General features: G+C 54.5%; 8 protein-coding genes. All 8 read right to left on the reverse strand.

Annotated elements, in window-relative coordinates:
• Window positions 1-259: 259 nt before the first annotated feature.
• The 8 genes from NC856_RS03480 to tssM all read right to left on the reverse strand — a co-directional run bounded on the left by NC856_RS03480 (window position 260) and on the right by tssM (window position 12,581).
• Window positions 260-958 (reverse strand): ankyrin repeat domain-containing protein, encoded by a 699-nt coding sequence (locus NC856_RS03480; protein ID WP_264089046.1) that lies wholly within the window; start codon window positions 956-958, stop codon window positions 260-262.
• Window positions 959-1,026: 68 nt separating this feature from the next.
• The gene (locus NC856_RS03485) at window positions 1,027-1,806 is read right to left on the reverse strand and encodes an ankyrin repeat domain-containing protein (protein WP_264089047.1); all 780 of its coding nucleotides are present in this window, start codon (window positions 1,804-1,806) and stop codon (window positions 1,027-1,029) included.
• Window positions 1,806-3,176, reverse strand: coding sequence for a PAAR domain-containing protein (locus NC856_RS03490; protein WP_264089048.1), 1,371 nt, complete (start codon window positions 3,174-3,176; stop codon window positions 1,806-1,808). Before NC856_RS03490 ends, NC856_RS03485 begins: the two co-directional genes overlap by 1 nt.
• 9 nt (window positions 3,177-3,185) lie before the next feature.
• Window positions 3,186-5,222: a type VI secretion system Vgr family protein gene (locus tag NC856_RS03495; protein ID WP_264089049.1), complete on the reverse strand. Its 2,037-nt coding sequence runs from the start codon at window positions 5,220-5,222 to the stop codon at window positions 3,186-3,188.
• 161 nt (window positions 5,223-5,383) lie between these two features.
• Window positions 5,384-5,902: an Hcp family type VI secretion system effector gene (locus tag NC856_RS03500; protein ID WP_264089050.1), complete on the reverse strand. Its 519-nt coding sequence runs from the start codon at window positions 5,900-5,902 to the stop codon at window positions 5,384-5,386.
• A 280-nt stretch (window positions 5,903-6,182) separates the two neighbouring features.
• Entirely contained in the window at window positions 6,183-7,544 is a 1,362-nt protein-coding gene (locus NC856_RS03505; protein ID WP_264089360.1) for a tetratricopeptide repeat protein, read from the reverse strand.
• A gap of 62 nt (window positions 7,545-7,606) precedes the next feature.
• Window positions 7,607-9,043 (reverse strand): VasL domain-containing protein, encoded by a 1,437-nt coding sequence (locus NC856_RS03510; protein ID WP_264089051.1) that lies wholly within the window; start codon window positions 9,041-9,043, stop codon window positions 7,607-7,609.
• Window positions 9,044-9,083: 40 nt separating this feature from the next.
• Window positions 9,084-12,581: a type VI secretion system membrane subunit TssM gene (gene tssM / locus NC856_RS03515; RefSeq protein WP_264089052.1), complete on the reverse strand. Its 3,498-nt coding sequence runs from the start codon at window positions 12,579-12,581 to the stop codon at window positions 9,084-9,086.
• Between the last annotated feature and the right edge of the window lie 24 nt (window positions 12,582-12,605).

A 12,605-nucleotide genomic window follows, 5' to 3' on the forward strand; every position in this document is an offset into this window, starting at 1 on the left:
TAGAATATGCACATAAATACAATCAAAATAACCTGATAAATAAACTCATTATTAAATTATCTCAGTTAATTTTTATTTATTAAAAAATTCACGGTAATGTAGTAAAATAAATCTCCACCGATTATCGAATACCTACTTATAATTTTTACTAGAAAACCTTCCCTGACATAAAAATATCATATTCAGGCAGATGCCTGATGACTTTATTGAAATTGTGCCAGTAGTCCGTTGGTGACTTATAGCAACTTGCGTCAACGCATTAAAGCGGCTCACCTTTTGCCCGGCGCTCTCTTACCTCTTCGGGTGAACGCGGAGGAAACTTAACACCTTGTTGCAGTAACACCTGTTTGACTTTTAGCGCCCATTTATAGTGCGGAGAATCAGTTGACATAATGGATAGGCTTTCTTCTACCGTCCAGGACAGACTTGCACCTGTTGCTGAATACGTATTTACATTAGCACCATGCTCTATCAACCAGTAGGCAATTTCATATTGATTAAGATAAGCTGCATAATGAGCACTGGTAGTTTTCTGCCCATCCGTTAAATTTACATCGGCTCCGCGTTCTACCAATAACTTAATATCCGCCCAACGTTCTTCGTTAATCGCGCTAAATAGCGCTGGCTGCTCAAGATGACCTATAGCATTAGGATCGCCTCCTGAATCCAGGATCATACGCAACCAGTCAGGATCTTTAGCACCAGATACAGAATTAACCGCACTATCACCAAAACCATCTTTATAGTTTGGATTGGCTCCCAGCTTTAACGCCAGTTTTACCGCTTCTTTGTCCTGCGTTTCATAAATCAACCACAAGAGTGGGGTTACGCCTTCTTTTCCCTGTATATTCAGATCCAACCCCTGCGACAGTTGCTGCCGGGCAGCGGCTTCATCACCATTACGGATACTTTGCAACAATGCCGCCATCGGCGGCTCAAATAATTCACTGGCCTGCATACTGCGTCCTCCCGCCTGACAGGCGGTTAACAACGGCAAACAAGCTAATAGCAGTTTGAACCAACGCCTCAAAGCGGCTCACCCTTTGCCCGGCGCTCTCTTACCTCTTCGGGTGATAACGGCGGAAACTTAACACCACGCTGCTGTAATCGCTGTTTTACTTTTAGCGCCCAAGAATATTGAGGAGATTGGGGAGACATAATTGATAAGCTATCTTCAATAGAAAAAGCAAGGTTACTACCAGTATCATCATAAATATTTATATCCGCGCCTTGTTCAATCAACCAGTAAGTGACCTCATATTCATTCAGATAAGCTGCATAGAGTGCGCTGTTTCGTCCTGGGGCATCTTTTAAATTTACATCGGCCCCACGTTCTATCAATAATTTAATATCCGCCCAGCGTTCTTCGTTAATCGCATTAAAAAGGGCTGGTGTCTTATTATGATCTAATGCATTGGGGTCTCCCCCCGCATCCAGCATCATCTTTAACCATTCTGGTGACTTAGCGCCTGAAACCATATTCACTGCGGTATTACCATGACCAGTTCTAAAATTGGGATTAGCCCCCAGCTTTAATGCCAGTTTTGCACCAGCCTGATCTTTCTCCATAACCAGCCACAATAAGGGCGTAATCCCCTCTTTTCCCTGCACATTCAGATCCAGCCTTGTCTGCGCTATCTGACGTTGAGCCGCTGTTTCATCCCCTTTTTGAATAGTTCTTAATAATTCCACCATTGGTGGTGTAAAAAATTCACTGGCCTGCATACTGCGTCCTCCGGCTTGACAGGCGGTTAAACATCCCAACATAACTATTCCTATCCATTTTAAATGCGTCAACCATTGCATTATGCCCCCTTGAGTACACTAGTAATTTTACCAATATCGTCCTTTTTCTGGCTTTCAATACCGGCAATCACCTGGTCCATCCCATGACGAGCCAGCGGTGACCCGCCGGAAGCTGGCAACGACTGCATGATTCCAGCTGCTTTTGGCAGAGCACCGCCCAGTAGCGTCGCCACGCCTACCACGCCACCAATTGCCGCCCCGGTTGAACCACCGATTAGCGCCCCGGCGCCTGACAATAACCCCGGCACCACCGCCTTACCAACACCTTGCACCATCGTTAAAATTTCACCATCCACAGCCTGAGTGGTAATCAACGAGTTAATTTTAGCAAGATCAGCGCCCCCAGCCCGACTCGTAGTATTCGCATGCAGACCAGCCGCATTAAAGGTATAACCGGTTAAACCACTCATTCCGACGCCCGCCGATGCCAGACCACCACCTAACGAATGCCCAACAATAACAGGATCAGGAGAAATAGACCTTTTTACCATTTTCGCTAAATCCATAGACTGCTTATATTGTGCCGTTTCTCTGCCCACACCTTGTGAAAGATTAGTCATCCAATCCTTTGCACCCGTGACCGCATTATTTGTACCCCGATAAGTCAACATGGTTTCACTATTGATAGCGGACTTAAATAGCGCAGCACCAAACCCAGTGTCTTTATCCATTAACTTGGCATTTCCAAGCCCCGGAATTGTACTGGTATCCATCAATTCCAACCCCACCGGCGCCTTTGGCAACGACGACAGCACGCCCCGCCGAAACTCATCCACCGGATAAACATACTGCGCCGCTTCCGCGCGCAAAATGCTGTCGTTATTAAACGCCAGCCGTTTTGCCGCTTCCGCCAGCCCCGGCAGCGTGGCCGCTTCAGTCGCGAGTTTGGCGCGCGCCAGATAGCGATCCTTACGCTGGGCGATAGAGAGTAATTCATCCAGAACGGGCAACTCGGCAGTTTCCGCCCATTCCATCAGCGTCGGCAACAGCATCGGCGTTAATGCCAGCAGCGGAGCGCGACTTCTGGCGGACTGTTTGGCACAGGCTTGCACCGGGGACTGATAAGGTATATCGCCAATCAAGACATCCCCGCTGCCTGCGGCTACTGAACCACCGCAACCAATGGCATCACCGATGCGTGCCGCCGGTTTTCCATTAATGCTCACCGTGCTGGAACCAGCGGAAATCGCTCGATTATGTACCCCATGCGGCATATTCGGGCAAGGGCAGGCATGAAGCAATACCGCATCGCCCTTACGGGCGGCGGGTTTGCCATTGATAGTGACATCACTGCTGCCTTCAATAATCGGGGTTGCCGGGAAACAACCGTGTCCCGCGCAACTGTCCCCTAGACGTGCGGCGCCTGGCATAATCTCTCCTTAACGCCTGTCAGGGGCATCGGGTAATGTCGGTTTGCCGGGCTCATCCGGCGTAACGGAAACCGGCGCAATACCGGTTCCCGGCGCACCGCCTTCATTAACTTTCACCCGTGCGCCGGAAATGGTGACGCCGGCGCTATCAATTTTGATAAAGCCGCCGGGCGCTTTGATCGTCAGCGCCTGGCCCGCTTCCAGCACAATATCCGCCGCTTTCAGGTAGCTGTCGGTATTCACCAGAATGCGTTGATGCGCGCCGATCAACGTCTCTTCCGATCCCGTCAACGTGGTCTGGCGGCTGCCTTCAATATGAGAGATCTCGCCGCCACCGATAAAACGTTTTAGTGACTCGGCAATCTTCTGGATAAAATTACGCCCGATATGCTGATGATGATCCTGACCGATCTGTTCAAAATCATCCTGCCCGACAGTACGGTGACGATGACGCTCAACCCGCTGGAATTGATCCTGCGCAACGCTAAGATGCTGATCCAGTCCAACGCTTTGCCGGTGAATGTTATTGATCACCGCATCCATATCTTTTTGGGCATGCAGGTAAATCTGTTCGCGGGTAGCTTCATCCTCAAAGCGCAACTCGTTAAATCCGCTGCCTTTGTGGGTATCCGTTCGCAACGTAGTGCGTGTTTTATGCTCAGGCAAGATATAGGGCGTCGGATTAGTGGCATGAAACGTCCGCCCGGTCACTATCGGCTGGTCCGGGTCGCCCTCCAGAAAACTCACTATCACCTCATGCCCGATGCGCGGGATGGCGATTAGACCGTACTGTCCGCCCGCCCAGCCCTGACTCACCCGCACCCAGCATGAGCTCTGGTCGTCGCTTGCGCCGTAGCGGTCCCACGGAAATTGCAGCTTCACCCGCCCGTACACGTCGCAGTAGATTTCTTCTCCCGCCGGGCCGACCACCGTCGCGATTTGCGGGCCGTCCACCATCGGCTTGTGCGGCATCAACGCCCGCCACGTCGTTTTGCCTTTCACCACGCTGAAACTGTTGCTCAGCGTCGTCGGCTCGCCCCCGCTTTCCTCTTCCAGCGCCTGCGGCTGTTGCCCCACGTGCGTTACCCCGACTATCTGCCACGCGATATTCAGTGCCGCGTTCGGGTGCTCCGTCAGCGAGAACGCGCTGCCCGGCATCAGCCCCGCGCAGTTCGATTCCCCTTCGCCCGTCACCGCCCCGGCGCGCAGCGCATCCAGACGGTAGCCGCTGAACGCTTTTCCGCTCGGGTCCTGTTTGAAACGCCCCGGATAGTCATAGTGCTGGTAGCTCTCTCGCTGATGCTCAAGCTCGCTGCCCGTCTTCTGATGCGACAAGCCGTAGGCCGGGGTCTTGAAGCTGTAGTCCTTCAGTTCCACTTCCGCCGTGCTCACCCGCTCCGCATAGTGGAAACGCCTGACATACGCCCCTTCCGACAGCCCCTGCGTCGCCAGGTTGAAGAACAGGTCCGGCCCTTTTCCCTGCGCCCCCGCGTCATCCGCGAACACCAGCCGGTGCTTGCCTTCCTCGTATTCGTGGAAGTAGTACAACCCTTCTTCCGCCGCCAGACGGTTGATAAACGCCAGGTCGCTTTCCCGGTACTGCACGCAGTATTCCCGCTGCGCATGCTCGTGACGCAGCGCGAACGCGTAATCCGTGATACCCGCTTCGTCCAGCAGCGTGGCGATAATCTCTTCCGGCTTCTGTGCCTGAAAGATACGCGCGTTGCTGCGCAGCCCCAGCCGCCACAGCGCCGGACGCACTTCCGCCTGATAACGCGTGCGGCGAAAGCCGGTATCGCCCTGAGTGAAACCGCTGACGATGCCGCTCACCCGGCGTTGCAGTTCGCCTTCGTACCACACCAGCAGTTCGCACGGCTGGTCCAGCACCGCGCCGAAATCAATATCCGGCTGCGCGCTCGCCAGACTCAGCGACAAACTGAATGGCCGGTTCAGCCCCTCGTCCAGCCTGAAATCCACCACCGCGAACGTGCCCGCCGGCAACGCGCCGAGCGTCACGGTGAACTGTAATCCTGTGCTGTTTGCCACCTTGTTCCTCCTCCCTCTGCCACGGCTACCGCACGCCCCGTTACCGCCCGGTGCGACATGCAATTATCTGATGAAAAAATGAAACCGCTGTGTTGTGGTCTGAGTCCGCCCACACCGCAGCACAGCAAAAAACCCGGCACGCTGGCCGGGTTGAACAGGGATTACGCTTCGACCGGCGCACGCCAGTCGTCGGAGCCGGACGTCCCGGCGACGGTGTGTTCCCAGTCGATTTTGCGGTAGGACAGAGACACCTGAATCAGCTGGGTGTAGTCCAGTTTGGACGGGTCCTGGCAGTGCGGCATCTGGCAGTCGATGTCCACGATGGTGGCGTCGGTCAGGATGGTGGAGAAGAAGTGCTCCTGCTTGCCTTCAACGGAGGTGCGATACCACTTCAGGGTGACGGTCGGCAGCATTTCGCCGGAGGCCAGGGCGTTGTACATCAACGGCACCGCCTTGTTCAGCGCCACGGTGAATTTGAAAGGTTTGTGCACGCGCTGACCGGAAGGCTGACCGGACTGCGGGTCAGTCGGGACGGTGACGACGTGTTTGAATTCCTGCACCAGCATTTCATCTTCGTGGCCCTGCACGTAGATGTTGCCGACAGAGTCGGACGTGAAGGCGCCGGCAGTGATATTGCCCTGAGTTTTTCCTTCGATGCTGATATAGCATGGGGTTGGCATGGTCTTGCTCCTTGTTGATGAAAACAGTTGATTGAAAACAGTTAATTAAAGCCTTTAAATGAACATGTTTTTGACTTCACTTGCTTGTTTAGCAATGACCATGCCAATTTTTATGTTGTTGTTTTTAAAGGAAATTAACTTAAGTCAAATTTTCCCTAAGTAAAATTTGAGCAAAAAGTTGCGCAGACTTCCCGAATCGTTTGCAAACATTGCGCAAAAAGTGATTTATGCTGGAAAACGAGCAAGAAGTTGCGCAGATTTTGCATTTATTCTGAAAGTTTTACTTAGGGATAAACCCCTGTGACGACCAATGCAGGGCTAATCGCTGCCCGGCTTTGATCTCATCAGGCTGCATGGTCGCTTCAAGATCATTACGGGCATGGATCGCTTCCGGCATGCCTTCCGTCGCCGCCATCGAGTACCAGGCATAAGCATGAATACGGTTGCGAGACGCGCCAAGCCCCTCCTGACGCATGATGCCCATTCGATACTGAGCCATCCGATTGCCCTTATGAGCAGCCAGCTGATACTGCTTCAACGCTTCCCCATAATCGGCTTTCCCCCCCTGGCCCCATCTGAGCATTTCGCCATACGCCAGCCGCGAATCAGTATCGCCGGCCAATGCCGCCTTCGCGAACGCTTCACGCGCCCGAGCCCACTCATTACGTCTGAGCAGCCATTCGCCTAATTCGCGTTGGGCGCGGACATACCCGACAGATGACGCCTGTAGCAGATAGCGCTCACGTTTTTCATCGTCCGTTTGCAACAGGCTGAGTAAATAGTTCGCTTCGCCCGACCCGCTGGCGGCAGCGCGCTCCAGCCAGTTAAGCGCCAGTTGTTCGTCCTGCGGCAAGTAGTTGCCTTCCCGATATGCCTTGGCCAGCCACAGTTGCGCCTCAGCATCCCCCGATGAAGCCGCTTTCTGATACCAGTTCAGCGCGTTCCTGCCTTCTTCATGACGCGCCATCCATAACTGCGCCTGTGTCTGCCCCAATGCTGCCGCACGGTAATACCAGCGTTCAGCCAGGTCGCGGCGTATCACCACGCCTTTGCCTTGTTCATAGCGCTGCGCCAATTGGTATTGCGCATCCCGGTTGCCCAGATGCGCCGCTTTCTCCAGCCACCTCACAGCATCCGCTTCACCGCCGGCACGCGCTGCGTGCCACTGCGCCACCAGCAGTTGCGCCGGGGCATAATCGTTCGACGCCGCCGTTTCAAAGATCTCCAGACATTGCGCGACCAGTTCATCCTGATGCTGCGCCTGACAATCCCTTCCCAGTCGATAGCCAGCCTCGCCGTTCCCCAACCGTGAGGCCTGAGTCCACCAGCGACGAGCTTGCGGGCTGTTCTTCGGCTCGCCTAATCCGGCCTGATACCAATCCCCGACCTGCAAGGCGGCTGCCGCGCGCATTTCCTGATTGCCGGATAGCGCCGATCGTTCCGTCGCTTTCCGCATCCATTGCATGGCATCGGTATACTGCGAGCGCGCCGCCAATGTTTTAGCCAATTGATACTGCGCCTCGCCATTACCCCGGTTGGCCGCGTTCAGTAATTCCGTTTCAGACATCGAGGAAACGGGGGACTGACACGACGCCAGCCAACATACCGATAGTGCTATGAATAATTTTTTATATTTCATCATGTTATTGCTGTTAGCCATTATGTATCGCAACCATTGCGGGAATATCAGGTATCGCCCCGAACTCAACGAGTCGTGCCATCCTGTTGCAACCGGTACAGGCGTATATTGAATGAACGCAGTTCCTCTTCCATGCTGCGCAATTCTGTCGGCGTCAGTGGTTGACTGGCGCCGTCACGTTCCTCCAGCGCACGCAAACGAACACTGAATGGCACATCCGACATCAGATCTTTTTGTATGTCGTAGAGTTTTGACTTCAGGTACGAAAGGGTGACAGTACGGCGCTGGCGTTCAAGTTCAAGCAGTTGCCGCAAGGTGTCATTGACGCCAGAGCGCGCCTGTTCATAGCCTTCCGCACGCGGCGGATCGATCTGCTGACTATCAAGGGAGAGCCGCCACTGACGATCCATCTCTTTCACCGCCAGCGAGTCCGGGTACAACTGTTGCATTACGCCTTTCAATCCCTCCCCGTATTGATAGAGGTAGAATGGCGAGGCGTTTTTTATCTGCGTCAACTGGGTCTGATAGCGATTGATCAACTCACCTTCCATACCCTGCAATGTCTGCTCGCCCAATACGATACGCACCTGACGAATATCGTTATGATCCGGGGCGGTCGGCAATACGTAAGCCGATGGTTGCAGCAGCGCCAACGCTTGCATTTTCTGTTTCTGCCAATGCAGCCAGCCGGCGACGGCGACTACCGGCAACGCACAACTCAGCAAACCGGCGACAAACCAGAACCAGGCGGGTTTTTGCTTACGATGCGCTTCAATCTTCAGTACCGTTGGTTTCATCTGCCCTTTCTCCCGTCCGACCAGAATACTGCCCGACGGCAACGCAGGCTGACCTGCCGCTGATGCGCCGGCCCCTTGCGATACGACGCCCGGTTCCATATCCGAATGAAAGAACACCATTGGCGGAATTTGCATGTCCTGCTTCTGCAACGCCTGATCGTCCGACACAATCACAATTTCGGTTTCATCAAACAGATGGGTATAGCCTTCGATGAAATGCAGCAGATTTTCCACACGGGGAATACGGCTCAGCCCCGCGTTATGCAGCTTTTCACTCATCAATTGCAGCGCCCGCTCGCAACGATAAACCAGCCGTTTATCTTCATGGCTGATGGCGTACTGGCGGATGACGTCGCTGATTCTGGCGATGAACCAGTCCAGCATTTCGATACGCGCCCGTTCCTGATGAACCGGCGGCCAAAAATTATCCCATTGGGTTACGATCAGGTTTGCCAGAAATTCACAGCTTTCGGTAAAGCCATTCAGTCCCGCCAGACGTGAACGCGCCAGGGTAAAATAGATCGCCGTCTGTAAATCCACCCCCTGTTTTTCAAAGATGGTGGTCGCCATGTCATGAACCAGCCGCCAGTCCACATCAGGACGGGAGGCGTGACTCAGTTTGTTAATTTCCGCCCGTAATGCTTCGTACTCAGGCAGCATCCGTGGATCACGGCCCACTTTCAGGGCCTGTTGCGCATCTTGCATATCACTTATCCGGCAATGGGGCGATTACGCCCCCTCAGGGTTAATAAAGCGAATCAGGCAGTCTGAACTGGCTGAACAAACCACCAGCGAACGGGTTATGGCTCGCATCGGTATAAACGCGGTAGGTCATTGCTCCCTGCTCCAGCGAAAAACGCACATCGAAAGTGTTGTCGTTAACCTGCGTCAGTTGGTCGCTGTTGATAAGACGGAACATCGCCCACGGGCCGTTAAAGCTCAGACTGCGCGGCGATCGCTCCCGATTGTCCGGCACCAGCGTCAACTTGCTTTCAGCGCCGTCGCGCATGCTGTTCGGCCATACCAGCGGTGTCTTCTGGCGACGACCATGGCTGTATTCCAGCAACTGTCCGTCCAGATTCAATACGCTGCGGCGTTTATTGGCTGTCAATTCCAACGGTTCAACCACGAAATGCACTTCCAGACTGCCTTCGGCGTTAAACAGGGTTTGGCGGATACGATCCGCCCGCTCCAGTTGTTTCACCAACTCGGCCTGCAACGGCGACGCGTTTCCGCCTTCCAGCATGCCGCTGTCTATCATCGATTTGAGGTTGGTCTGATAAAAACTATCCAGCGTACCGCCCGTCATAAAGAACAGTTCCATTTCTGACAACGGCACATCCTTGTCGGACGCAGGATTGAATGGATAGCGATCCGCTAGTTTCTCGTTGAAAGGGGTCACCACTTTGTCCAGCCATTCCTGATTCAGCGACGACATCGCCAGACCGGTTACCAGCGTGGCGCTTTCCTCCGCCAGTTGACCAACCCAGCGATCCAACGGCGCGGGAAGACCGCGGGCGTACTGCTGTAACGCGAATACCGGATCGGCGAATTTATTCCCCTGACGAACCTGTACCGCTTTCAACGCCGCCTGACCAGGATCGGTGGCGTTCACGATCTGATCCAGATAATGATAGAGATCAGTCAGCTTTTGATTAACCTCCTGCACCAGCGGGCCTTGTTCACCGCGACCGCTCAGCGCCGCGTTGATCGTCATGAACGGGCGACCGATGCGGGTATTCATTCCTTGCGCCGTATCATTTTCACCATCCGCCAGCTTACGAATGCGCGTGTTGTCGCTCACAGTTGTCAATACCCGCTGGAACGGCTGATCGTTGCCGGTAATGTCGGTCAGGACATCTAGCGCCTGCTCTGGACTATCGAGGGTTTGCACATCCAGATTAGCCAGCACTTTCTGCCACTGGTTGATGTAATCCGTAATGTAGCGGTCATTCACCTGGCGCAAGATCTCCCGGCGATCGGCCTCGCTGAACTGCGCGCGTTCACGCTGGCCCAGCACCCAGGCATCCAGCGCAGTCAGTTCCAACAATGCCTTATCCTGTTTGAGATAATAATCGCTGAAGCCCGGATAGGTCAGCAGACGGGGCACCGTTCCGGCCTTGTCGCTGCGTAGGGAAAACACCGGATCAAACGTTGGCCCGACTTCGTCACGGATCGCCAAGTCCGGCGGCAGCACTTGCGTCGCCTTCATGACCAGACTCTGGTAAACGCGCTGGTACATCGGCAGCTTGCTCAGTTCGCGCTGAGCACTGGCGATCGGTTCGCTAAACGGAGCAAAGGCAGCGATCGCCACGGCGTCCTTCTGCTCACGCGAGCGATGCCAGTCGGTGCGTTCAAGGGCATAATCCAGATGCCGCATCAGTTGCTCCTGCACATTCCCTTGTCCGGGAAACGCCCGTTGCCAACGCTGCGCCATAAACTGTTCCACCAGAGTCTTGTTGCGACCAGACGCATCATCCAGCATCCGCATTACCCGCAAAATCGTCAGCTTTTGCTCGCTATTGGCCGGCGACTGATTCAGGTCTTCCAACAACCCTTGCATCACCGCGGGCAGGAAACGCTGACTGAGCATTTGCAGATAGGAACCTTCCACATAAGGCCCGATCTTATCGCCCTGATAAAGACCGAGATCGGCCAGCACCGGGGTACGTTCATGGTAATTACCGAACGATAAGGTGGCATCACGGATCAGGTTCAGACGCGGCAGTTGCTGATAGCCCAACCCCGGTTGCCCTTCCAGTTCATTGGTGCCGATAAAGGCCTGTGCTTTGGTCAGCACGTTACGTCCCGCCTCTTCATTAACGCGGTAAAAGTGATGCCAACCGCCAATCAACGCCAGGCTCGCCGCCGCCATGCAACCGATGCCGATACTCAGCCGACGCCGCCGATAGAGGCTGTGCAACCGGTTTTCGCCCGCCAGCCCCGCTTCCGGGAAAATGACGTCGGGAAACAGACGCTGTACGAAAAAGGTATTGGATTCGCCCCGCATGGCGGCATTAACTGGTTCCGGCAATTGATAACGCCGGGATGCCGATTGAGCGAACGCATCAAAGGGAACGCCCTGCTGATACACTGAACTGGCATAAACGCCGCGCACCATAAACGAACGGTCCTCGCCCGTGACCAGCGTTTCGGTCAACACGTCCACCACGTAATCCTTCAGTCCGGCCAACTGTCGCACAAAGGCAAACAGGGTGTTGCGCACACTGCGGTCGGACTGGGTCAGCAACATGTCGGGCAGGTTATCGTTCAACTGGGCGACCCATTGATCCCAGAAATTTTCCAACTCCGTCAGCCAGCTTTTGTCCTGACTGGCTTGCGGGGTAAACGTTACTCCCAGTACGGCCTGACGCGCCTCGCGGTTCAACTGGCGATACACTTTGTCGAATCCGCTCAGCATATCCAGCCGGGTCAGCGCGATATACAACGGCAGGCGGGTGTTGAGGTTCACCGCGATTTCCTGTAACCGGCTGCGCATCACCTGGGCATAAGCTTTACGCTCGGCGACGCCCGCCTGCGCCAGCCACGCCATATCCAGCGTCAGCACCAGACCGTTGAGCGGCTGACGACGGCGATTAAGACTCAGCCACTGCAACAGATGTTGCCACTGTCGGGCATAGCGACGGCCTGAAGAATCGACGTCCAGTTCAGGCTGGGAGAGCAGTTGACCGTTGGGATCCCAGATCACCGCCGATTCCCCCACCCAGCAACTGACCTGCTGACCACTGGCGAGTTCACGCAATTCCGCCGTCAGCTTTGGATTGAGTTTATTGGCGGGATTGGCGCGATGAATCAGGCTGCTTTTGCCGCTGCCCGTCAAACCAATAGTGAGATACCACGGCATGGCGTAGAGCGCCTTTCTACCGAACTGGGTTTGAAATGCCGCCAGCCAGCGATCCAGAAACGTCTGCTGACTATCGACATACACTTGTAGCGGGTCCTGTTCGATGATTTGCTGTTCATTACGCTCCGCACGTAACTGCTGGACGCGGCGCCACACTTGCCAGGCGCTATAACAAAAAGCCAGCCACAACCAAATCAGGGTGAACACCACCCGCGCCCAGAAGCTCTGTAACGGACGCATATCGCCAAGCGTCAGTCGCGGCCCCAGCCACCAGGCCAGTACCAGCGCCACCACCCACAGTATCGCGCCCAGCCATAGCCAGGAGGGTTTCAGTTTCGGCAGTTGTTGCCGCAGAAAGGTAACGATTGTTTTAAACATAAGCGACCATTCACTCCGAATGTC

It is taken from the genome of Brenneria izbisi (assembly GCF_025840185.1).
In the GTDB taxonomy this organism is placed as follows: Bacteria; Pseudomonadota; Gammaproteobacteria; order Enterobacterales; family Enterobacteriaceae; genus Brenneria; species Brenneria izbisi.